General features: G+C 63.2%; 19 protein-coding genes and 1 pseudogene. 11 read left to right on the top strand and 9 right to left on the bottom strand.

The genetic code is table 11. The features are described from left to right. The 4 genes from E5W70_RS15350 to E5W70_RS15335 all read right to left on the bottom strand — a co-directional run. Nucleotides 1–1,417, bottom strand: a 1,417-nt coding sequence (locus tag E5W70_RS15350) for an AsmA family protein (protein ID WP_292659480.1), incomplete at its 3' end; no start/stop codon positions are given. 115 nt (nucleotides 1,418–1,532) lie between these two features. Next, nucleotides 1,533–2,054, bottom strand: coding sequence for a hypothetical protein (locus tag E5W70_RS15345; RefSeq protein WP_292659479.1), 522 nt, complete (start codon nucleotides 2,052–2,054; stop codon nucleotides 1,533–1,535). Between the two features lie 104 nt (nucleotides 2,055–2,158). Beyond that, complete coding sequence (locus E5W70_RS15340) at nucleotides 2,159–2,701, bottom strand: hypothetical protein (protein WP_292659477.1); 543 nt, start codon at nucleotides 2,699–2,701, stop codon at nucleotides 2,159–2,161. A 5-nt stretch (nucleotides 2,702–2,706) separates the two neighbouring features. Further along, nucleotides 2,707–4,125, bottom strand: a complete 1,419-nt coding sequence (locus tag E5W70_RS15335) for an FAD-linked oxidase C-terminal domain-containing protein (protein WP_292659475.1) — start codon at nucleotides 4,123–4,125, stop codon at nucleotides 2,707–2,709. 119 nt (nucleotides 4,126–4,244) lie between these two features. Between E5W70_RS15335 and E5W70_RS15330 the strand changes: the two genes are divergently transcribed. From E5W70_RS15330 to E5W70_RS15320, 3 genes are all read left to right on the top strand, one after another. Then, nucleotides 4,245–4,730: a thioesterase family protein gene (locus tag E5W70_RS15330; RefSeq protein ID WP_292659473.1), complete on the top strand. Its 486-nt coding sequence runs from the start codon at nucleotides 4,245–4,247 to the stop codon at nucleotides 4,728–4,730. A 147-nt stretch (nucleotides 4,731–4,877) separates the two neighbouring features. Beyond that, on the top strand, nucleotides 4,878–5,075 hold the full coding sequence (locus E5W70_RS15325; RefSeq protein ID WP_292659471.1) for a hypothetical protein: 198 nt from the start codon (nucleotides 4,878–4,880) through the stop codon (nucleotides 5,073–5,075). A 186-nt stretch (nucleotides 5,076–5,261) separates the two neighbouring features. Further along, a complete protein-coding gene (locus tag E5W70_RS15320; protein ID WP_292659470.1) occupies nucleotides 5,262–5,792 on the top strand; it encodes a hypothetical protein in 531 nt (176 codons plus the stop codon). A 95-nt stretch (nucleotides 5,793–5,887) separates the two neighbouring features. Here E5W70_RS15320 and E5W70_RS15315 read toward each other — a convergent pair. Then, nucleotides 5,888–6,358: pseudogene (locus E5W70_RS15315) on the bottom strand (Lrp/AsnC family transcriptional regulator); the annotation flags it as partial. 90 nt (nucleotides 6,359–6,448) lie between these two features. Here E5W70_RS15315 and E5W70_RS15310 point away from each other — a divergent pair. Then, a complete protein-coding gene (locus E5W70_RS15310; protein ID WP_292659468.1) occupies nucleotides 6,449–7,357 on the top strand; it encodes a DMT family transporter in 909 nt (302 codons plus the stop codon). Here E5W70_RS15310 and E5W70_RS15305 read toward each other — a convergent pair whose 3' ends face one another. Further along, nucleotides 7,358–8,257 carry a dienelactone hydrolase family protein gene (locus E5W70_RS15305; protein ID WP_292659466.1) on the bottom strand — a complete coding sequence of 300 codons (900 nt, stop codon included), beginning with the start codon at nucleotides 8,255–8,257 and terminating at the stop codon, nucleotides 7,358–7,360. A 418-nt stretch (nucleotides 8,258–8,675) separates the two neighbouring features. Between E5W70_RS15305 and E5W70_RS15300 the strand changes: the two genes are divergently transcribed. Then, a complete protein-coding gene (locus tag E5W70_RS15300; RefSeq protein ID WP_292659465.1) occupies nucleotides 8,676–9,107 on the top strand; it encodes a hypothetical protein in 432 nt (143 codons plus the stop codon). Between the two features lie 9 nt (nucleotides 9,108–9,116). On the opposite strand, the gene E5W70_RS15295 is transcribed toward E5W70_RS15300, so the two are convergent. Continuing rightward, nucleotides 9,117–11,429 (bottom strand): glucose/quinate/shikimate family membrane-bound PQQ-dependent dehydrogenase, encoded by a 2,313-nt coding sequence (locus tag E5W70_RS15295; protein WP_292659462.1) that lies wholly within the window; start codon nucleotides 11,427–11,429, stop codon nucleotides 9,117–9,119. A gap of 335 nt (nucleotides 11,430–11,764) precedes the next feature. Here E5W70_RS15295 and E5W70_RS15290 point away from each other — a divergent pair, with 335 nt between their 5' ends. The 4 genes from E5W70_RS15290 to E5W70_RS15275 all read left to right on the top strand — a co-directional run bounded on the left by E5W70_RS15290 (nucleotide 11,765) and on the right by E5W70_RS15275 (nucleotide 16,684). Then, nucleotides 11,765–12,532, top strand: a complete 768-nt coding sequence (locus tag E5W70_RS15290) for a DUF2059 domain-containing protein (protein WP_292659460.1) — start codon at nucleotides 11,765–11,767, stop codon at nucleotides 12,530–12,532. Nucleotides 12,533–12,644: 112 nt separating this feature from the next. After that, nucleotides 12,645–14,696: a hydantoinase B/oxoprolinase family protein gene (locus E5W70_RS15285; protein ID WP_366509707.1), complete on the top strand. Its 2,052-nt coding sequence runs from the start codon at nucleotides 12,645–12,647 to the stop codon at nucleotides 14,694–14,696. A gap of 27 nt (nucleotides 14,697–14,723) precedes the next feature. Further along, on the top strand, nucleotides 14,724–16,022 hold the full coding sequence (locus E5W70_RS15280; protein ID WP_292659457.1) for a DUF3419 family protein: 1,299 nt from the start codon (nucleotides 14,724–14,726) through the stop codon (nucleotides 16,020–16,022). Then, nucleotides 16,019–16,684, top strand: a complete 666-nt coding sequence (locus tag E5W70_RS15275) for a class I SAM-dependent methyltransferase (protein WP_292659456.1) — start codon at nucleotides 16,019–16,021, stop codon at nucleotides 16,682–16,684. The genes E5W70_RS15280 and E5W70_RS15275 overlap by 4 nt, the downstream gene beginning before the upstream one ends. Before the next feature lie 209 nt (nucleotides 16,685–16,893). Here the strand turns inward: E5W70_RS15275 and E5W70_RS15270 are convergent, their stop codons facing one another. Beyond that, nucleotides 16,894–18,273, bottom strand: coding sequence for a serine hydrolase (locus E5W70_RS15270; protein WP_292659454.1), 1,380 nt, complete (start codon nucleotides 18,271–18,273; stop codon nucleotides 16,894–16,896). A 400-nt stretch (nucleotides 18,274–18,673) separates the two neighbouring features. On the opposite strand from E5W70_RS15270, the gene E5W70_RS15265 reads away from it, so the two are divergent. Next, the gene (locus E5W70_RS15265; RefSeq protein ID WP_292659453.1) at nucleotides 18,674–19,471 is read left to right on the top strand and encodes a GH25 family lysozyme; all 798 of its coding nucleotides are present in this window, start codon (nucleotides 18,674–18,676) and stop codon (nucleotides 19,469–19,471) included. An 80-nt stretch (nucleotides 19,472–19,551) separates the two neighbouring features. Beyond that, on the top strand, nucleotides 19,552–20,724 hold the full coding sequence (locus E5W70_RS15260; RefSeq protein WP_292659451.1) for a lytic murein transglycosylase: 1,173 nt from the start codon (nucleotides 19,552–19,554) through the stop codon (nucleotides 20,722–20,724). A 106-nt stretch (nucleotides 20,725–20,830) separates the two neighbouring features. Here the strand turns inward: E5W70_RS15260 and E5W70_RS15255 are convergent, their stop codons facing one another. Then, entirely contained in the window at nucleotides 20,831–21,724 is an 894-nt protein-coding gene (locus E5W70_RS15255) for a LysR family transcriptional regulator (protein ID WP_292659450.1), read from the bottom strand. Nucleotides 21,725–21,729: the final 5 nt, after the last annotated feature.

The following is a 21,729-nucleotide window of genomic DNA, read 5'->3' as shown; positions in this document are numbered from 1 at the left end:
GTTCGAGATCGCTGAAGGCCTGGTGTTTTTCGCTCAAATCCACCTTGGCCTTGAAGCCGGCGGCCGGCAAGCGGCGGATCGCCTCGTCGACGTCCTTCGACAGCCAGGCGGCAAAGCCGGAGGGCTGCGCCACCGCCAGAAGCAGCGATCCGGTGAAACCGAAATGGTCCTCGACGCTGACCATGCCGTTGGCTTCCAGCTTGGCGCGGCCGGGTAGCGTGGCGGCCAGCGATTTTACCGCCCAGCCGCCCTCGGCCGGCTCGGCGGACAGATGCACGTCACGAACGGTGGTGTCGCCTGCCACCACCGCCGGCAGTTTCACCTCGACCGTGCCCGGTATGGTCGGCTTCGGCAGATCTAGCAGCGCCTGCTCCAGCGCCGCCACCCTCTCGGACAGCGTCAATCCGGCACCGGCCGGCGCCCCCACGGCCTCATCGAACTGCACCTGCGCGCCATTGGCCTCGATCAAGAAATGCGGCTTCAGTCCAAGGTCGACCGCAGCCTTGCCATCGGCGGTGTAGGGATTGTCGAGCGGTCCGGTCTCGAAGCGGAATTCGTCGACGCCGAGCTTCTGGTGGTCGAGCGAAAACTTGCCGTTCAGCCTGAAGCCCGGGTCCGGTTTGCCGGCGCTGACTTTTAGCGCCTCGCCGCTGGTGCCGCGCGGCTGCGCCGCAGTCCGGTCTGCGCCCGATATCTTGAACTGGCCCGAATAGACCGCGGCGCCCTCGACGAGGCCCACATTGCCGTCGGTCTCGACGACCAGCGGATAGTCATCCGGATCGGCCTTGAGCCTGAGCCGCATTTGCCCGTCCGGTTCGGCCTTGCTGGTGGAAGCGGCGATCGTGGTCCGCAACCCGTCCAGCAACAGCGAGCCGTCCAGCCGCCAGGGGCCGGCCAGCGACTTGGCCGAGATCGTCGAGTTGATCTCGGAAATAAGATGGCTGCGCCCGCCGGCGGCGTGGCTGAGCGCGATCTGTCCTTCCGTCACCGTCAGCTTCTCGATGGAGATCTGGCCGGGATCGAATGGCGAGGACGGCCGTATCGTCCAGTCGACCGTGCCGTCGGCGGCGATGTCGATGATCGCCTTCGGCCGCACCAGGCGCATGTCGAAGATCAGCACTTCGCCGCGCAGGAATGGCGCGAGTTCTGCATCCATCGAAAAGGTCTCGACGGTCATCGCCGGCTGGCCGTTGGGGCCGCCGGCAACGGCGACGTTGGAAAAGGTCACCGAGGGGAACGGCAACAGCCTTGCCGTTGCATCGCCTCGCACGGTCACCTTGCGGCCCAGAACGGCACTCGCCTCGCGCTCGAAATCGGCACGGTAACCTGTCCAGTCGACAAAGTACGGCACCACCAGCGCCGCACACAGCACCAGCACGAGAAGCCCACCGAAGATCACGAACAGGCGTGCGAGCATGAACTCCGAAGCGGTTGATTGAAAATCAACCGCACTCTATCCGCATCAGCGTGTCGATAAAGAGGCAATTCCCGCCAGACAGGCTTCCAAGGCAAAAGAAGGCGTCAAAGAAAACTCAGCGTGCGTCGCGCTTTGCCTGCGCCACCTTTGCCGCCTGCCGCTGCCGGCCGAGTTCCATCGGCCGGATCAGATTCTCGGGCTGCCGGCTCACGATCGCGCGCATGCCTTTGTGCGCGGTGCGCGTGTTGAACTCGGGACCGTCTGCCGCAGCGCCTTGCTTCATGGACAGCGCCTTGCGTGCATTCTCGACCAGCGAAACACGCGCTGCCAACTGGCGGCGGCGTTCGGCCTCGCCATTGAGCCGCCGCATGGTCATCGCCAGAACCGCCAGCTTCAACTGCGAACCTTCATCGGCCTTCGAGGCGCCGGCGCCCTTTGGCGCACCCTTGCCGCGCATTTCGCGGCGGCGGCGATGCGCCTCGGTCTGGGCCTTGTCGCGCCGTTCCCTTAGGAGCTTGACCAGGCTGGCGAGTTCGGCGTCGGCAAGATGCTGTACCGCTGGATGGTGCGACTTCTCGACGAGAGCGCGTTCGTCGGCGCTCAGCGCCCGAGCCTCCTCCTTGCGTGAAATCGCCATGTTGCTTGCTCCTCCGTTTGCCACGTCTGCCCGGTTTCAGGCACTGGCAACGTCCGGAGTCTCCGACCAAATGTCGCTGCGGTCAAGGCTGATGGGCCAGCGGATCAGTCGCGTCGCCAAAGCATTCGTTTGTCTGGCAGCGCCGTGACGCTGGGACTGATGGCCGCCATCAACGAGCTCAGAACCGACCCGTCGCGACAGCTCATCGAAAAGCTCTCCGCGACAAATTCAAGCGTCGAGTCGTGGAAAGTGAAGATGAAGTGCCGATAGCCAGAAAACAGCCCAGGCCGATGAGAACTGTGAACTCGATTTGCCTGTTCCAGCGAACCGATCCATGACGAGTTGAGTACCTCAAATGCAGCATAGGGCTGCAAGCCCAATTTGTAGAGCCGATGGCCGCTCAAGGCCTCATCGTTCGGCAGGCCGAATTGAAGTGCCAGGCAAGGCTTTGCCGTCAGGATCGCAACCGATTGGCCGTTGGTTACAGGCGAAACCGAGCGCGGATTCGTCCCATCGAATGACGGATCCGTCTTTTTGACGATATAGGCGACCAGCAACTTGTCTTCGTCGGCAAAGACGTGAGGTAGTGGTGCACCGGCGGAAAGAGGCGGTGCTTCGATGGGCAGAAGAGCCTCGCCTGCGGCCATCGCCGTTATTTCCCGATTGCCGGCAATATCTTGCCGGGGTTCATTATATTCAGGGGGTCGAGTGCCTGCTTGATCGTGCGCATGATCTCGACGCCGTGGCCGAGTTCATGCCGCAGGAAGCCGATCTTGCCCTGCCCTATGCCATGCTCGCCGGTGCAGGTGCCGTCCATGGCGATGGCGCGCATATTGAGCCGCGCCACGAATTTTTCGGCCAGCGCGATCTCCTTCGGATCGTCCACGTCCATCAGCACCAGCACATGGAAATTGCCGTCGCCGGCATGGCCGACGATCGGCGCGATCAGGCCCATCTCGGCGATATCCGCCTCGGTCTCCGTGACACATTCGGCAAAGCGCGAGATCGGCACGCAGACATCGGTCGAGAGGCCCTTGGCGCCCGGCCGCAGCGTCAGCGACGACCAGTAGGCATCGTGCCTGGCTTTCCACAATTTCGTCCGCTCTTCGGCGACGCTGGTCCACAGGAACGGGCCGCCGCCATTTTCCTCGGCAATCATGCCGAAGGTCTCGGCCTGTTCGGCGACGCTGGCATCGCTGCCGTGGAACTCGACGAACAGGCAGGGGCTCTCCGGATAATCGAGCTTCGAGTAGGTCTTCATCGCTCGCATCTGCAGCGCATTGACCAATTCAATGCGCGCCACCGGAATGCCCATCTGGATGGTCGCGATCACCACGTCGCACGCCGCCTCGAGGCTGGGGAACGGGCAGACGCCGCCTGAAATCGCCTGCGGAATGCCCTGCAGCTTCAAGGTCAGCTGGGTGATAATGCCAAGCGTGCCCTCCGAACCGATCAGCAGCCGCGTCAGATCATAGCCGGCCGAGCTTTTCTTGGCGCGCTTGCCGGTCGTCACTGCTTCCCCGTCGGCCATCACCGCGGTCAGCGACAGGACGTTCTCGCGCATCGTGCCGTAGCGCACGGCGTTGGTGCCCGACGCACGCGTCGCAGCCATGCCGCCGAGCGAGGCGTTGGCGCCCGGATCGATCGGAAAGAACAGGCCGGTGTCGCGCAGGTGCCGGTTGAGGTCCTCGCGCGTCACACCGGGCTCGACGGTGCAGTCGAGGTCCTGCGGATTGACCGCAATGATGCGGCTCATGCGTGACGTATCGAGCGAGATGCCGCCGCCCGGCGCATTGGTGTGGCCTTCCAGCGACGAGCCGACGCCGAAGGCAATCACCGGCACGCGGTGTGCTGCGCATGCGCGCACGATCTCCTGCACCTCCTCCGTCGTCTCGGCAAAGGCGACGCCGTCCGGCGCCTGCGTCGGAATATAGGTCGTGGTGTGCGCGTGCTGGGCGCGGATCGCCTGGCCGGTCTGGAATCGCTCGCCGAGCCGCTGCTTGAGGATGCCGAGTACGGCGGCAATGCCTTCTTCGTTGCGCTCGACCGGATTGAGGTCGCTTAGAGCCATCGATTCCTCCGCGAATGGACCAGCGTCCACCCTTGTTCTGCATCTAGGGATGCGTAGTCTCACCAACCACGCTCTGTCCAGTCCACGCTCACCCCGGCATGACGAGAAGGAAGTTTCCGATGCCCATCACCGCCCCTTTCGTCTCTCGCGCCATGGACATCGAGGAGGCCTGGATCGACTACAACGGCCATCTCAACATGGCCTATTACAACGTGCTGTTCGACCGGTGCTCCGACGAAGCCTTCGAGATGATGGGGATGGGGCCGGATTATGTGAAAGAACGACGGCTGACCATCTACACCGCGGAAGTCCATGTCTGCTACGTCCAGGAGTTGCATCTCGACCACAAGGTCACGGTCTCGTTCCAGCTGCTGGACCACGACGAGAAGCGGCTGAGGGCCTATCAGGAAATCCGCCATCTCGACGGCTGGCTCGCCGCCACCTCCGAAACGCTGTCGTTGCATGTCGACATGGCTGGCCCGAAGGTCGCGCCCTTCCCCGCTGACGTCCTGGCCAGGCTGGAAGCGATGCGCGCCGCCCATGCCGCCCTGCCGATGCCAGAGCGCGCCGGCCGCTCGATCGGTATTCGTCGTAAGCCGGCTTGAACCGCAACCCAACCGCCGTTAACCTTACCGAGGTTTTAACGTGAACAAGCCGAATTGAGACGTTGAACGACTCAGCGCGGCGTTGGAAAACCATCCGCATCGAATTGCGATACGGGCGGCGGAGCAGCAGCGGTTCGGGGAACGTGCATGAAAACCGACATCAAGGTCGAGGCGGACAGGCTGGCGGCTGATCCACGCATCACCGACTATGATTTCTGGCGCTCGCTGAAGAACCTCAATAACGAGATCTTCCACATCGCCAACAACAACGAGCCGATCCCCTTCGCCATGATCCGCTGGCGCGCCATCCTGAAGCAGGCGCGGATGAAGCGCGGCCACCCTTGAGCGGTGCGGGAAGAAACAGACCGGCCGTCCGGTTTGCATCTGGTATATTTGCGCCGCCCCTCGTCGCCCCGCCATGCACTTCTCCCCATCGCGCCAACGCGTTCCGCGACGGTTACAGCGTCGGTGAATTGCATGGCCTACTCCCTGCCAATATGGATTGCTGGCGGATAGCAATGGAGATGCGGGATGGCGAATGACTCGCTGTCTGAAATCGAAGCAGGATTGCCGACATGGGCGGCGGCGATCGCTGATCGACTTGACTTCTTCCGAAGCCGGCACTTCAGCAAACACAGCAGCAGTGAGTTGACGGTCGTTCTGGCCGCGCTTCGCCGCCGCGTCGCGGCACCAGGCGGTGGGGATCAGGCTCTCCGTGCTTTTCTGCACGCCTGTCTAGCGCTGCTTGAAGAGGCAGCGGCCTCGCGAATGGACCTCGCGAGCATCTCCCGTGACTTGGCAAGGCTGTGCAACATGGCGCGAACATCCCTTGAGGGCGATTGCGACGATCGGCCATTGATGGACTATGAGGACAATATGAAAGGTTTGTCCGGTGCATCACGCTGGGCCGCCCGAGTCCCGGGTCGCGTGGTTTGGTTGGCCGCCATGGCTGCCGAAGTTCCTGATGCGGAAGCCGAAGCCGCCGTTATGCTGGTGAATGACCTATCTGCCGTTGACGCGGACTTTCCTCTGCGCGCCCTTCGTGTGGCGTCCCGAGCTTAAGCATCGTCTTGCGGCTCGTGGCTCTGCTCCTTGCCGCCGCGCGATAGGGCTATGTGGCTGTTGCCTGCCCGCTCACGAATGATCGCCCCGTCCTGCCGCTTCACCGCCCCCAGCGGCGATCGCGGCACCACCGGCGACGACTGGATGATCGCCGTATTGGTCATCGCATGGGGAATGATCCGGTCGATCACCCGCTCGAGTTCGGCCACCGAGCCGACATGCGCCAGCGCGATGAAACAGTCTTCGCCGGTGACCCGGTCGCATTGGGCGATTTCCGGCAGGTCGCGGATGATTTCGGCCACGACAGCCAGTTGCCCCGGCACCGGCCTGATGCGCAGCCATGCCGACAGCTTCATGCCCAGCGCGGCCGGATTGATGCGCACCGTATAGGCCTCGATCACGCCGCTTTCCTGCAGCCGCTTGATGCGCTCGGCGACGCTCGGCGCCGACAGGCCGACCGATCGCGCCAGTTCGGCGGTGCTGGTGCGCGCATCCTTTTCCAGCAGGCGCAGGATTTTCAGGTCCGCCGGATCCAGATCGGTATTTTCATTTCGAAGGCGTTTCAGCGGAATACTCCTTGCTTCCGGAAAGCAAATGGCCGCCATGACCGGCCATCATCCATATCAATGGCAAAAATCGCCTGCGATACTGATCCCATGGAAGATCGGACGCAAGCCCCGGCAGCAAGTCCGGCACTCGCCGGCCCCGCCTTTACCTTGGCAAACTCGGTCCCGCCGCATCTCTGGTTCGGCGTCAGCTCCGTGTTCCACTATCTCGGACCGGCCTTTGCGGTGCTGCTGTTCCCGCATGTCGGCGTGCTCGGGATGGCTTGGCTGCGCATCGCCACCGCTGCACTCGTCTTTGCTCCGCTGACCCGGCCATGGGCGGTCTTCGCCCGCGCCGATCGCTCGACGCGATTGTTGCTTGTGGCTTTCGGCGCCTGCCTTGGGGTGATGAATTGCTCGTTTTACCTGGCGCTCGACCGGCTGCCGATCTCGCTGGTGGCGGCGATTGAATTCGTCGGCACCATCGGGGTCGCGCTTGTCGGCCTCAGAAGCCCGCGCAATCTCGCCGCCCTCGCAATCGCCGTCGCCGGCACCCTGTTGCTCATGGACGTCAAATGGTCGAGCGATCCCGTCGGCCTGTTCTGGGCCTTCCTCAATGGCGCACTGTTCGTTGGCTATATCGTGCTCGGCCACCGCGTCGCGCGCGCCGGCGCCGGCGATGGAATCGCCGGGCTGGGTGCCGCCATGGCGGTCGCCCTTCTCGTCGTACTGCCGATCGGTTTTGCCGATGCACTGCCGGCTTTCTCGGCGCCGCCGCTGCTGCTTGCGGCGGTCGGCGTCGGCATCTGCTCGTCGGTCATTCCCTATATCTGCGACCAGCTTGCCATGTCGCGGCTGCCGCGCTCCAGCTTCGCGCTGATGCTGTCTTTGCTGCCGGTCACCGCGACGTTGATCGGTGTCATTGTGCTGCGGCAGGTGCCGAGCCTCACCGACTGCATCGGCATCGCGCTGGTGGTGGCCGGCGTCGCCCTTCACAAACCGGCGCCGGCGCCCGCCTGATCAGCCCAGCTTCTCCTTGAGGAAGGCGATCGTCCGGCCCCAGGCGAGGTCAGCCGCCTTCTTATCGTAGCGGGCCGCCGACGTGTCGTTGTTGAAGGCATGGTTGGCGCCTTCATAGACATAGACCGAGTATTCGACATGGGCTGCGTCGAGTTCCTTCTTGAAGGCGTCGATGCCGGCATTGGTGCGGGTGTCGAGCCCGGCATAATGCAGCATAAGCGCGGCCTTGATCTTCGGCACGTCCTCGGCCTTTGGCTGCATGCCATAATAGGCGACCGCGGCTGCAAGATCCGGCGCGTTGACGGCCAGCATGTTCACCGTGCCGCCGCCCCAGCAGAAGCCGACGGCGCCGACCTTGCCGTTGCCGTCCTTGTAACCTTTGAGGTAGGCGACCGTTGCGACGGCATTGGCGGCGACCTGTGCTGGATCGAGCTGGGAAAACAGGTCACGTGCCCTGTTTTCATCGGCCGGCGTGCCGCCGAGCGGCGTCATGAAGTCCGGTGCGAGCGCTACGAATCCTTCCAGCGCAACGCGCCGCGCCACATCGCGAATATGCGGGTTGAGTCCCCGGTTTTCGTGCACGACGATGACGGTGCCCAGCTTGCCGGACTGACCCGCCGGCTTGACCAGATAGCCCTTCATCTGGCCACCGCTGTCCGGGTAGCTGATGTCCTCGCCTTTCACACGCGGATCGTCTTCCGCCACGATTGCCGCCTGGGCCGAGTTCGCCGCCAGCAGCGGCGCGATCGCGGCGGCTGCGGCACCCGATCCGGCAAGCCTGGTCAACTGCTCCATGAAGCGGCGGCGATCGAGCGTCAGATGCGTGTATTCGTCATAGGCATCGATCATCGCCTGGGTAATGACAGGCTCGGCGGCAGTGGGTCCGGCAGGTGTTGTCATGGCGCGCTCCTCGTCGCCCCCCGCGGCAACATAGAGCCGAAGCTTGCCTGGTCCAGTCACGGCTGAGTGAGGCTGCCAAAAGTCCCTGCACGAGGGCCGTGATGCCGCGCGCCTCACTGTCGTTAAATTTTGGTCCTTTGTGGCAATGCAAAATGCACGTACCACAATGTAAAAAGAAGTTACCGAGCTATGCCTCACTCGGGCCATTTGGCGAACGAGAATGGCCATTTGGCGGGAAAAGAATGCCTGACGACGAAGGAATAAGCCCATGACCTTTCCCTTCCCGCTTCTGGCAAGTGGGTTCGCACTCGCCGCTATGACTTTGCTGGCGCTGCGGTTCACCGCCTTCAAACGATCGTTGATCAAGGTCCGCTCCAACCGGCACCCGCCCACAAACACCAAAGCCTGAGGAAAGGTCGTGGACGTTCAGGACATCATCAACACCGTCTCCCAGAAATCCGGTCTCAACCAGGCTTTGACGGAAAAGATCGCCGGCACGATTTTCTCCGTGCTCGAACACGAGGCGGAAGGCACGACTCTGTCCAGCTTCTTCGCCAAGATCCCGGGAGCCGACGCCCTGGCCAAGCAGTATGATGTCATGGCTCCCGGCACGGCTTCCGGCGGTGGTCTCCTGTCCTCGCTGGAGGGCGCGCTCGGCGGCGTTCTCGGCGAAAAGACCGGCGCGCTGATCAACGGCGTCGCCATACTCAAGGCATCAGGCCTCACGCTGGCACAGATCAGCCAGGCCGGCACGATGCTGGTCCAGCAGGCCGAGACAGCCGCCGGCCCGCAGCTGACCAGTGAGGTACTTGCATCGGTACCCGACCTGAAAGGGCATCTCGGGCTCTGAACGACTTCTCTATTTCGGCAGCGTATAGGCCATCACATAATCGCCCGGCTTGGTGCCGACCGAGCCGTGGCCGCCGGCAACGATGACGACGAACTGGCGGCCGTCGGCTACCGTGTAGGTCATGGGTGTCGACTGCCCGCCGGCAGGCAGCCGCGCCTGCCAGAGCTGTTTGCCGGTCGTCAGGTCATAAGCGCGCACATAGTCGTCGACCGCCGCGCCGAGGAAGGCGACGCCGCCGGCAGTGATCATCGGCCCGCCAATGCCGGGCACGCCGACCTTGAACGGCAGCGGCAGCGGCGTCATGTCATAGACGGTGCCGTTGCGATGCTTGTAGACGATCTTGCCGGTCCGAAGGTCGGCGCCCGCCACATAGCCCCAGGGCGGCGCCTGGCAGGGAATGCCGAGCGGCGACAGGAACGGCTTCAATATGACTGCGTAAGGCGCACCGTCATTGCGGTTCAGGCCCTGTTCGCTGCCCTTGGTGTCGCCGGGCGGCGGCACGTCGGCGCGCGGCACCAGTTTGGAGATGAACGCCAGGTATGTCGGCATGCCGAACATCACCTGCCGGACCGGATCGACTGCCACGCCGCCCCAGTTGAAGGTGCCGAAATTGCCGGGGTAGATCAGCGAGCCCTGCAGTGACGGGGGCGTATAGCGGCCCTCATAGCGCAGCTTCCGAAGCTCGATCCGGCAGGCCAGCTGGTCGAACATGGTGATGCCCCACATGTCGGCGCCAGTCAGCGGTTTCGGACTGAAGCTCAGGTCCGAGAGCGGCTGCGTCGGCGAGGTATGGTCGCCTTCGATCGCGCCGCCCGGCGCCGGCAGTTCCTTGACCGGAACGATCGGCTCGCCGCTGCGCCGGTCGAGCACATAAAGGTCGCCCTGCTTGGTCGGCCCGACCAGCGCAGGCACCACGCCACTTTCCGTGGTGATGTCGACCAGCGTCGGCTGCGCCGGCACGTCCATGTCCCAGAGATCGTGATGCACGGTCTGTTGCACCCAGCGCAATTGGCCGCTGTTGAGGTCGAGCGCGGTGATCGACGAGGAGAATTTCTCGTCGTTGGCGCTGCGCCCGGCGCCGAGCTGGTCCGGCGTCTTGTTGCCGAGCGGCACATAGAGCAGGCCGAGCTTCTCGTCGGCGCTCGCCGTCGACCACATGTTGGGCGAGTTGTTGGTATAGGTCTGGCCCGGCGGCAGCGGCGTCGTCTGGTCCGGATTGCCGGAATCCCAATTCCACAACAGCGCGCCGGTGTCGGCATCGTAGGCACGGATGACCCCGGACGGTTCCTGCGTCGAATAATTGTCGTTGACCGCGCCGCCGACGATGATCTTGTTGCCGACGATCAGCGGCGCCGAGGTCGAATAATAATAGCCCGGCTTCGGATATGGCATGTTGGCGAGCAGGTTCAGCGTGCCGCCTTCGGCAAATGTGGGGCAGACCTGGCCATTCGCGGCGTCGAGCGCGATCAGCCGGGCGTCGGATGTCGGCATGTAGATGCGTGTGGCGCAGGGCTGGCCGGCGGCGATCTTGGCGTCGGCATAATAGGACACGCCGCGGCAAGTCTGGTGCTGGCGGTCCTTGTCGAGCTTGACCTGCGGATCGAAGCGCCATTTCTCCTTGCCGCTCGCGGCGTCTACGGCGATGGCAAAATTATGCGGCGTGCAGATATAGAGCGTGTCGGCAATCTTCAGCGGCGTCACCTGATAGGTCGTCTCGGCGATGTCGTCGGGCCCTTTCACGTCGCCGGTGCGATAGGTCCAGGCCGGCTGCAGATTGGCGACGTTTTCGGGGGTGATCTGGTCGAGCGGCGAATAGCGCTGGCCATATTGCGTGCGACCGTAATAGTGCCATTCGCCAGCCGGCACGTTGCCGCCGAGGTCGGCCGTCGGCGTCACCTTGTCGGTGTTGAGTTCACCCGTAATATCCTTTGGATCGACCGTCATCGAATAACCGGCGACGGCAAGCGATGCCAGCACGGCGAGGATCAGCGGCGCGCGTCCGTGGGGACCGGTAAGCCCGCGCCGCGCCCATGGCGTCAAAAGCCACAGCGCGACAAGCACGATGATGCCGCCGCGCGGACCGAGCTCCCACCAGTCGAAGCCGATCTCCCAGACCGCCCAGGCGAGCGTACCGAGCACGATCGCCGCGTAGAGCCACAGCGCCGTGGATCTGCGCCTGTAGAGCAGCCAGGCCGCGACGAGGAAAGCTAGACCGACGACGACGTAATACCAGCTGCCGCCCAGCGTCACGAGCCAGATGCCACCGCCGCCAAGCGCCAGGCCGATGAGGAAAAGGATCAGGGAGGTGATGACCACAGCCAAGACGGTGCTCCTTCGACCGGTGCGCTTCGCGACGCGTCCATGGGCAACCCCGCATTGCGTTCCTGCCCCCACGCAACTTTCTCCGGCCCGTCTTGTGTGTCAAGCGAGCTCGAAGCAATCCATGATCGGACCAACAACGACGCTGCTGATTTCAACGCTGTGGGCAAACTCGAGGCCACACGCTAAAGTAGCGATCTCACCTTGCCGGTAACCAGGTTTTCCAGCAATCTGGCTTGAGCCACCAAAACCTTGGAGCAACCAGAGTGACGTCATTCCTAGTGCCTACGACACGAGCAGTGCTTATCGTATGCGCTCTCCTCCTCGGGCTGGTCGCCGTGACAGTGGCCGCACCGGCACAGACGATCGGCGAGATCAACAGGGCAAACGGCCTTCACGAGATGCTGATGGGCATCGGCCCCAGTATCGCCAATGGCATGAACTCCATACCGGGACCTCTGTCGAAAAATTTCCAGGAGGCCTGGTCGGAGGCGATGGAAGGCTCCTTCGACGCGGCCAAAATGGAGACGGCCGTCGAATTGCACATGGCGGACAAGCTGACCGCTGCCGATCTGTCCGATCTTGCCGCGTTCTACGCTTCGGCTTTGGGCAAACGTGTTACCGCTCTGGAAATTCAATCGTCTGGTTCTGAGGGTAAGGAAAAAAAGAGGACAGACGGCCACCGCATCCTCGCCGAGCTGCCATCCAAGGATCCGGTCCGTCTCGAGTTGTACAGGAAGATCATGGATGACATCAGCGCCGTCGACACGGGCGAAGCAATGGCGCTGAATATAGGCTACGCGATGTTTTCGGGCGTGGTGGGAGCGGCAGGAAAATCCCTCCCGGACGACCAGATCATGGCTCTGGTGCACCGGCAATACGCAAGCATTCGCCAGAAAATCGAACAAAACGTCATGGAAGGGGCCGCCTACACCTACAGAGATCTGCCGCTTGAAGATCTCAAGCTTTATTCGACATTCCTGGCTTCGCCCGCCGGCAGCCGCTACTACGATCAAATGCTGGCCGCCCTGAGCGCGGTGATAGCAGGGGAAGCGCGCTCGTTCGGACACCGGTTGTTCGTAGCGCTGGGTTACCGCAAGGCCTGAGCAGGCGGGTATCGCACCGCTCGGGTGCTTTACCAGAACAAAACGGAGACACTTCTGGCCTTTCGCTGCCGAATCACTACATTCGGGGGAGATGTCCGGGTTTTCGGAAGACATGCCGTTTTTTGACGAACCGAACGCGCGGCCCGCGGCCCCGTCGGGCATTGCCGCGCGCGCCATGGCTGCCCGCAGCAACCAGAACAACGCGCCCGATTATCTCAACGGCCTCAACCCCGAGCAGCGGCTGGCAGTAGAAACCACCGAAGGCCCGGTGCTGGTGCTGGCCGGCGCCGGCACCGGCAAGACGCGGGTGCTCACCACCCGCATCGCCCACATCCTTGCCACCGGCAAGGCCTTTCCCTCGCAGATCCTCGCCGTCACCTTCACCAACAAGGCGGCGCGCGAGATGAAGCAGCGCATCGGCCTGTTGATCGGCGACGGCAATGTCGAGGGCATGCCGTGGCTCGGCACCTTCCACTCGATTGGCGTCAAGCTGCTGCGCCGACATGCCGAGCTGGCCGGGCTCAAATCCGACTTCACCATTCTCGACACCGATGATGTCGTGCGGCTGATCAAGCAGCTCATCCAGGCCGAAGGGCTGGACGACAAGCGCTGGCCGGCCAAGCAGTTCGCCCAGATGATCGACGGCTGGAAGAACAAAGGCCTCGGTCCCGCCGACATCCCCGAGGGCGATGCCCGTGCCTTCGCCAACGGCAAGGGCCGCGAGCTCTACAAGGCCTATCAGGAGCGGCTGAAAACGCTGAACGCTTGCGACTTCGGCGATCTGCTATGCCACCCGATCCGCATCTTCCGCGCCAATCCGGACGTGCTGAAGGAATACCACAAGCGCTTCCGCTACATCCTCGTCGACGAGTATCAGGACACCAACACCGCCCAGTACATGTGGCTGCGCCTGCTGGCACAGCGGCCTCAATCCTCCCCCCTTGAGGGGGAGGAAATCCTCTTTTACGTCGCTTCGCGCGGCCACCATGCCGACATCGGCGGCACCGCGCCTGGCTCGATGACGCCGCTTGCCACTACCGTCGACGAGGAAGGCGTGCTGTTCGATAATTTCCGCATCGTCGATCGCGGCCGGTTCCGCGAAAAGGACCTGGAGACGCTGCTCACCGACCACCCCTACCCGGCGCGCAATCCGCACCAGAACATCGCCGACCTCAAGGCGCAGATCGCCGCGAACGAAAAGGGCGTCGCCGAACTGCGCAAGATGGTCGCGCATTTCGGTCTCGATGTGGTCGAAGCCTATATGGGCCACGTCCAGGACAATGCCGCCGAAAGCGTGCGTCGCGTGCTGGAGCGGCTGCCCGACAGTTCCGAATACGAATATCCGACCGACACCGGCCAAATGATCAGGGTGAAGATATCGGTCGACCGGCGGAAGCGAGAAGCGACTGTCGATTTCACCGGGACATCGCCGGTCATGAAGAACAACTTCAATGCACCAGAGCCGGTCGCCCGTGCCGCTGTGCTTTATGCGTTCCGCGTCATGGTCGAAGACAACATCCCGATGAATGCCGGATGCCTGCGGCCGATCAACATCATCATTCCCGACGGCTCGATGCTGAAGCCCGCCTATCCCGCGGCAGTCGTCGCCGGCAATGTCGAGACCTCGCAGCACGTCACCAACGCGCTGTTCGGCGCGATGGGCGCGATGGCCAATGCGCAAGGCACGATGAATAATCTCACCTTCGGCAACAAGCAGTACCAGTATTACGAGACGATTTGCTCGGGCTCGCCGGCCGGCCGGATGAACGACGGCCGCGGCTTTGCCGGCACCTCCGGCGTCCACACCCATATGACCAATTCGCGCCTGACCGATCCGGAAGTGCTGGAACTGCGTTTCCCGGTATTGCTCGAGGATTTTCATATCCGCGAAGGCTCCGGCGGCAGAGGCAAATGGAATGCTGGCGACGGCACCAAGCGCACCATCCGCTTCCTAGAAAAGATGGAATGCGCGATCCTGTCCTCGCATCGCAACCGCCCGCCGCAAGGCCTGGACGGCGGCGGCGATGGCGAGGTTGGCTCGACCAAGATCCGCCGCAAGGATGGCCGCGTCGAGGTCCTGAAGGCCTGCGATCAGACCGTTCTCGACGCCGGCGAGGCGGTCATCGTGACGACACCCACTCCAGGCGGATTTGGCAAGGCCTGAACTTCAACAGGCTGTCACTGGGCTGTCATGACCCTGCGCTACCCGCTTGCGGCAAAGCAAACGGGGAATCGCCTTGCCATGACGGACATTTCTGGGGAACTGGTTTTTCGCCGCGGCAAGGAAGTCGGCAAGGCCGTCTACCAGAACCGCCCGCTGTCGAAAGCCGGCATCTCCGAGCGCCTGTTCGCCTTCCTGTTCTCCGGCCTTGTCTACCCGCAGATCTGGGAAGACCCAGACGTGGACATGGATGCGATGCAGCTCGGGACGGGCCACCGTATCGTCACCATCGCGTCTGGCGGCTGTAACATCCTCGCCTATCTCACCCGGTCGCCGGAAAGGATCGATGCCGTCGACCTCAACGCCGCCCATATCGCGCTGAACCGCATGAAGCTCGAAGCCGTCCGTCACCTGCCGTCGCAGGGCGACCTGTTCCGTTTCTTCGGCGCGGCTGGGACCGGGCACAATTCACAGGCCTACGACCGCTTCATCGCGCCGCATCTCGATCCGGTCAGCCGCCATTATTGGGAGCGGCGCAACTGGCGCGGCCGTCGCCGCATCGCTGTCTTCGACCGCAATTTCTACCAGACGGGCCTGCTCGGCCTGTTCATCGCCATGGGCCACCGCACCGCAAAGTTCTTCGGCGTCGACCCGGCCGGCATCATGGACGCCAAGAGCATCGCCGATCAGCGCCGCTTCTTCGACGAGGAGCTGGCGCCGGCCTTCGAAAAACCGCTGCTGAAATGGGCGACCTCGCGAAAGGCTTCGCTGTTCGGCCTCGGCATTCCACCGGCCCAGTACGATTCGCTGATCACCTCGGGTGACGGCACCATGGCCAGCGTCCTGAAGGCACGACTGGAAAAGCTCGCCTGCGATTTTCCGCTGAAGACCAACTATTTCGCCTGGCAGGCTTTCGCCCGCCGCTATCCCAATCCCGGCGAGGCCGCCCTGCCCGCCTATCTCGAAAAGCGCAACTACAAGGCGATCCGCAACAATGTCGATCGCGTTGCCATCCACCACGCCAATCTGATCGAGTTCCTTGCCGGCAAGGATGCCGGCTCGGTGGATCGCTTCGTGCTGCTCGATGCACAGGACTGGATGACCGACGACCAGCTCAACGGGTTGTGGGCCGAGATCACCCGAACCGCCTCCACCGGCGCCCGCGTCATCTTCCGCACCGCGGCGGAACCCAGCCTGTTGCCCGGCCGCGTCTCGAATTCGCTGCTCGACCAGTGGCGCTATGAGAACGACGCCTCGCGCGAGTTTTCGGCCCGCGATCGCTCGGCCATCTATGGCGGCTTCCATCTCTACGTGAAGCACGGCGCATGAGCGCGACCGAATTGCCGGCCAGCCATGCCGAGCTGATGGACGGCGTCTATCGTTGGCAGCGTCATATCTACGACCTGACCCGCAAATACTATCTGCTCGGCCGCGACCGGCTTATCTCCGGCCTTGATGTGCCGGCCGGCGGGACCGTGCTCGAGCTTGGCTGCGGCACCGGCCGCAACATCATCCTCGCCGCCCGCCGCTATCCCGGCGCCCGCTTCTTCGGCCTCGATATTTCGGCCGAGATGCTGGAGACGGCCACCGCCGCCCTTGCCCGCGAAGGCCTCTCCGGCCGCGTCACGCTGGCGCGCGGCGACGCCACCGATTTCGACGCGACGGCATTGTTCGGCGTCGAAAGTTTCGACCGCGTCTTTGTCTCATATTCGCTGTCGATGATCCCCGGCTGGGAAAAGACGGTATCCGCGGCTCTTGCTGCCCTGTCTCCTGGCGGCTCGCTGCATGTCGTCGATTTTGGCCAGCAGGAAGCCCTGCCCGGCTGGTTCCGCACGCTGCTGCGCGGCTGGCTGAAAAATTTCCATGTCGAGCCGCGTCAATCGCTGCGCGCGGTTCTGGATTCGGAATCTGCAAGAGTTGGCGCAAGCTTCCGTTTCCAAACGCTTTATCGCGGCTATGCGTGGCTCGCCGTGATCGGACCAGGTCGATAGCTAGGATGTGTTGAGATTCAGGTCAGGCCGAGTCGAAAACGGTGGGTTCCGAGAACCGGAGCGGAGCGTACTTTTGGGTACGTGAGCACCGGCCTACGTCGGCCGTAGCCTTAACTGCCACGACCGCTCATGAGTGCTTTGGCCGGCGAAGGCCGGAATCGCAGGAAACCGCCGTTTGCAGGCCGGCATCACCTGAATATCGATACAGCCTAATGCAGCGCCTTCACCAGCGCAGCCACCATGACCTGCGGCCGATAGCCGAGCTTGGCCGGCGTCAGCCCGAGCCGCACCACAACCAGCTGCTCGGAGGGAATGATGGGAACCGTTTGTCCGTCATGCCCCTCCATCCAGTAGGTGTCCTTGGGCAGGCCGGCGGCAGTGCCGGCGCCGGGGTTTTCTTCGTCGCCTGGCCCTTCTATCCATAATTGCCCCTTGCCGTAGACCTTCGAGGCAGTTGCCGGTTCCCGCATCCAGTCGACGAAGCCGGCGGGCAGGATCTCCTTGCCGTTCCAGACGCCGCCCTGCAGCAGGAACTGGCCGAAGCGCGCCCAGTCGCGTGCCGTGGCATAGAGATAGGACGACCCGACGAAGGTGCCGTGCTCGTCGGCCTCAAGCACCGCGCTCTGCATGCCGAGCGGATCGAACAGCGCGGTCCTCGGCCAGACCAGCGCCTTGTCCTTGTCGCCGATCGCGTCCTGCCACAATCGGGACAGCATCACCGCCGTGCCGCTCGAATAGGAAAACACCTTGCCGACCTCGCCGGTCAGCGGCTTGGATCCGGCAAAGCCCGCCATGTCCGGTTCGAGATAGAGCATGCGCGTCACATCGGCGACGTCGCCATAATCCTCGTTGAATTCCAGCCCGCTCGACATCGCCATCATGTCGGCGAGGCTGATCACGGCGCGGCCATCTCCCTTCCAGGGACCGAACAGACCCTGGTTAGTCATCGCCAGCTTGCCGTCCTTCACCAGCGTGCCGACGATCGCCGCATTTACCGTCTTGGTCATCGACCAGCCCAATAGCGGCGTCTTTTCGGAAAAGCCGTCGCCATAGCGCTCTGCGACGATGCGGCCGTTCTTGACCACCACCACCGCCCGCATACCGGCGCCGGTCATTGCTGGATCGTCGAGGACTTTCGCGACCTCGGGATCCTGCGAGGCATCGGCCTTGTCGCCGTCCGGCCAGATCGCATCGGGCAGCGCCGCCGACGTCGGTGCAGCTCCGGCGACAGCCTTGGCGGCGGCAATATCGCCGTCGGGAACCGAGGCGCAGCCGAGCCCGTCGCGCGCAACCGCGACACTTTTGCCGAGCGCGCCGAACAGGCCGGCCGAAACCGTTCTCTTCTCCTTGTCGACTGACACTCGCATCAGCTTCAGCAGCGGATGACCTGGCGCCTGCACATCGACGGCGAGCACGTCGTCAGCATCTCGCCCTGCGATGAACACGTTCGAGCAGACGATCTTGGCCGCATAGCCGGAACCGACGCGGATCAGTTCCGGCGGCGCAAAATACAGCCAGCCGGCGAGTACCGCGGCAGCCAGCACAGCCAGGCCGAGCAGCCATTTGACGAACTTCAAAAGGATCTGCATTTTGAGTTCCCCCGGCGCGCTCGATCTATGTCATCGATTTGCCGCCATTGTTTCGGCAAAATCGCGGCTCTTGTCGAGCGCCGTCAACCGAATATCAACCATGATCGGCGATCACAGGTGCATGTCGCCAGAAGTGCGTAGCGGTTTTGGGACAACGACATGCATGGACAATCTAAGCGCGTCGAAGCGGCGCGCTTAGGACAGACCGGGCGATCCTGTGGGGTGACCGTCCGGCGGGGCTTGAATGCATGCGTCCCAGACTGCGCAACGGTTTGGGAACGCATGAAACGAAGATCAAGGCGCGTCGCGTACGTCGGTTTCAGACACGCCGCGCCCGGTCGAGGGGCCACCCGCGGAAAGACCCATCAGCGGCCGGCTGAAACCGGCTCGGGAAGTAGCGATGCGCCGTTTCGCGGTCCTCATAACGCTGATGCTGCTTGGTGCCTGCTCGACGGTCGAGGATCTGACGCCATCGCTGTCGTCATCCAGCGCCCCGACGGTTGCGGTACGCGCGCCGCGTTTTGCCGATTCCGACCCGCATGAATGGGACAGCGGCGCACCGTGGAGCTATGCCGTCCACGGCACCGACGTTTCCAAATACCAGACCTCGATCGACTGGCCGGCCGCCAGGGCCAGCGGCATCTCTTTCGCCTTCATCAAGGCAACCGAAGGCGGAGACCGGTTCGATGAAGCTTTCAACGAGCATTGGAGCCGCACCAAGGCCTCAGGCGTCCCCCGCGCCGCCTATCATTTCTTCTACTTTTGCACGCCCGCCGCTACCCAGGCGCGCTGGTTCATCCAGAACGTGCCGAAAGACAGTTCGGCGATGCCGCCGGTTCTCGACATGGAATGGAACCCGAAATCGCCGACCTGCAAGCTGCGGCCCGATCCCGCCACGGTACGCAGCGAGATGAGCACATTCCTCGAAATCGTCGAAAAACACTACGGCAAGAAGCCGATCATCTACACGTCGGTCGACTTCTTCGAAGATAATGGTTTATCGGGCTTCCCCGGCTACCCCTACTGGCTGCGCTCCGTCGCAGGGCATCCGCGCCAGAAATACGGCAGCCATCCCTTCACCTTCTGGCAGTATACCGGAACGGGCGTCGTGCCGGGCATGGCCGGAAACGCCGACATCAACGTCTTCAACGGCTCCGAAGCCGCGTGGAAGAAGTGGTTGCGGCAGAACACCCGTTGACACCAGGCCTGCCGCCTGCTTTTCGACACAGCCAATGACGAATGCCCGCAACCGCTGGTAATCTTCTCGGAAGGATGGCGATGCGATCGCGCTTTGGATTTCTCGCGGCGCTGCTCCTGACCGCCGTGCCGGCCGCGGCACAGCAATGCGGCGGCGATTTCGAGGCATGGAAGCAGGGCGTGGCGGCGGAGGCCAGGGCGGCCGGCGTCGGCGCTGCCGGCCTTGATGCGCTGGAAAACGCCACCCTTGATGAGAAGGCATTGGCACGCGACCGCGCCCAGGGCGTCTTCACCCAGACCTTCATCGAATTCTCGAACCGCATGATCTCGTCGCATCGACTGAAGCAAGGTGCGGCCAATCTGCAAAAGTATGCCGAGATCTTTGCCCGCGCCGATCGCGAATTCGGCGTGCAGGCGCCGGTCATCGCCGCTTTCTGGGCCCTGGAAACCGATTTTGGCGCCGTGCAAGGCGATTTCCACACACTGAACGCACTGGTCAGCCTCTCGCATGACTGCCGCCGCCCGCAGTTGTTCCGGCCGCAGATCGTGCCGCTGCTGATGCTGATCGATCGCGGCGTGGTGCCGGCCGACGTGACCGGTGCCTGGGCCGGCGAGATCGGCCAGACGCAGATGTTGCCTTCCGACTATCTCGGCCACGGCGTCGACGGCGACGGCAATGGCCTGGTCGACCTGCGCGGCAGCGCGCCTGATGTGATCATGAGCACGGCCAGCAAGATCCAGTCGCGTGGCTGGAAGCGCGACCAGCCCTGGATCGAGGAAGTCCGTGTGCCCGACGATTTGCCGTGGGAGCAGACGGGACGCACCAACAAGCTGCCGTTGACGCAATGGACCCAGTGGGGCGTTACCAGGCCCGACGGTACGCCGCTTCTCGACAACGGCCTCAAGGCCGGCCTGGCGCTGCCCATGGGTCGCAAGGGGCCAGCCTTCCTGACCTACGACAATTTCGACGTCTATCTCGAGTGGAACCAGTCCTTTACCTATGCCCTGACCGCGGCAAATCTTGCCGCCCGGCTGGGGGGCGCGCCGCGATTCGATCCGCGCAACCCCGAACCCGGCCTCAACGGCGACCAGATGAAGGCGCTGCAGACCAAGCTCGAGGCGAAAGGCTATGACGTCGGCACCGTCGACGGCATCCTAGGCACCAACACCCGCGAAGCGATCCGCAAGGAGCAGATGCGGCTGGGCCTGCCGGTCGACGGTTGGCCGACGCTCGAGCTGCTGGCGAGACTGTGAATGGTGAATTGTGAATTGTGAATTGTGAATTGTGAGTGGAATAGCACCGGAGCCGCACTGAACACCAGAGCTACTACTATTCACTATTCACTATTCACTATTCACATCACCGCCTGGCAAGCAGGAAATCGATGAAGGCTCGCAGCGGGGCGGGGACCTGCCGGGAACTCGCGTGATATAGATAAAAACCCGGAAATCTCGGCGACCAGGCTTCGAGAAAGCGGATTAGCTTTCCCGCTTCGATCCACGGCCGCACCTGGTATTCCAGCATGTACGCCAGGCCGACCCCATCCAGAACCGCCCCGATCATCAGGTCCGTATCGTTGACCGTCAGGCCGCCGCTGGCGGTCACTTCCAAGGCACGTTGGCCTCGGGCGAACTCCCACCGGTAGAGATTGCCGCCGCTCGGCCACTGGAAATTGATGCACTGGTGCTGATGCAGGTCCGCGGGGTGACGGGGTATCGGGTGATGCTCCAGATAGCTCGGCGCCGCCACTGCAGCCATCTCGAGCTCCTCGCTGAGCTTCACCGCCACCATATCCTTGTGCAGCCGCTCACCCAGTCTGATTCCGGCATCGAAGCGGCCCTCGACGATGTCGGTGAGCATGTCGTCGACAATGATTGTGAGGGTGATATCGGGATAGGCGCGGCGGAAATCGCCGAGGATGGGTGCGATGAAACGCGTGGCGGCAATGCGCGGAACATTGATGCGCAGCGAGCCTGCTGGCCGGCTGCGTGATGCATGAGCGTCGGCGACGGCCCCTTCCAGTTCGCCGAATGCCGGTGCGATGCGGGCAAACAGCTTCTCGCCCTCAGCGGTCGGCGACATGCTGCGCGTTGTGCGGTTGAGCAGGCGGATACCGAGACGCTCTTCCAGCCCGCGTATCGTCTGGCTGAGTGCTGGAGGCGAAATCCTGAGCTTGGCCGCGGCGCGGACAAAGCTGCCCTCTTCGATAATTGTTGCAAATGCCGTGAGTTCGGAAAACTCGCTTCCTCGCATTATGT

This window comes from Mesorhizobium sp. (genome assembly GCF_005063415.1).
GTDB lineage: Bacteria > Pseudomonadota > Alphaproteobacteria > Rhizobiales > Rhizobiaceae > Mesorhizobium.
This window is presented reverse-complemented; position numbering and strand designations above follow the sequence as displayed.

Bases quoted from the DNA above. Each gene is read 5' to 3' on its own strand.
- E5W70_RS15255 (WP_292659450.1), bottom strand. From the start codon at position 21,724: ATGCGAGGAAGCGAGTTTTCCGAACTCACGGCATTTGCAACAATTATC.
- E5W70_RS15260 (WP_292659451.1), top strand. From the start codon at position 19,552: ATGCGATCGCGCTTTGGATTTCTCGCGGCGCTGCTCCTGACCGCCGTG.
- E5W70_RS15305 (WP_292659466.1), bottom strand. From the start codon at position 8,257: ATGACAACACCTGCCGGACCCACTGCCGCCGAGCCTGTCATTACCCAG.
- E5W70_RS15335 (WP_292659475.1), bottom strand. From the start codon at position 4,125: ATGGCTCTAAGCGACCTCAATCCGGTCGAGCGCAACGAAGAAGGCATT.
- E5W70_RS15345 (WP_292659479.1), bottom strand. From the start codon at position 2,054: ATGGCGATTTCACGCAAGGAGGAGGCTCGGGCGCTGAGCGCCGACGAA.
- E5W70_RS15320 (WP_292659470.1), top strand. From the start codon at position 5,262: ATGGCGAATGACTCGCTGTCTGAAATCGAAGCAGGATTGCCGACATGG.
- E5W70_RS15280 (WP_292659457.1), top strand. From the start codon at position 14,724: ATGACCCTGCGCTACCCGCTTGCGGCAAAGCAAACGGGGAATCGCCTT.
- E5W70_RS15325 (WP_292659471.1), top strand. From the start codon at position 4,878: ATGAAAACCGACATCAAGGTCGAGGCGGACAGGCTGGCGGCTGATCCA.
- E5W70_RS15265 (WP_292659453.1), top strand. From the start codon at position 18,674: ATGCGCCGTTTCGCGGTCCTCATAACGCTGATGCTGCTTGGTGCCTGC.
- E5W70_RS15285 (WP_366509707.1), top strand. From the start codon at position 12,645: ATGCCGTTTTTTGACGAACCGAACGCGCGGCCCGCGGCCCCGTCGGGC.
- E5W70_RS15270 (WP_292659454.1), bottom strand. From the start codon at position 18,273: ATGCAGATCCTTTTGAAGTTCGTCAAATGGCTGCTCGGCCTGGCTGTG.
- E5W70_RS15340 (WP_292659477.1), bottom strand. From the start codon at position 2,701: ATGGCCGCAGGCGAGGCTCTTCTGCCCATCGAAGCACCGCCTCTTTCC.
- E5W70_RS15275 (WP_292659456.1), top strand. From the start codon at position 16,019: ATGAGCGCGACCGAATTGCCGGCCAGCCATGCCGAGCTGATGGACGGC.
- E5W70_RS15310 (WP_292659468.1), top strand. From the start codon at position 6,449: ATGGAAGATCGGACGCAAGCCCCGGCAGCAAGTCCGGCACTCGCCGGC.
- E5W70_RS15330 (WP_292659473.1), top strand. From the start codon at position 4,245: ATGCCCATCACCGCCCCTTTCGTCTCTCGCGCCATGGACATCGAGGAG.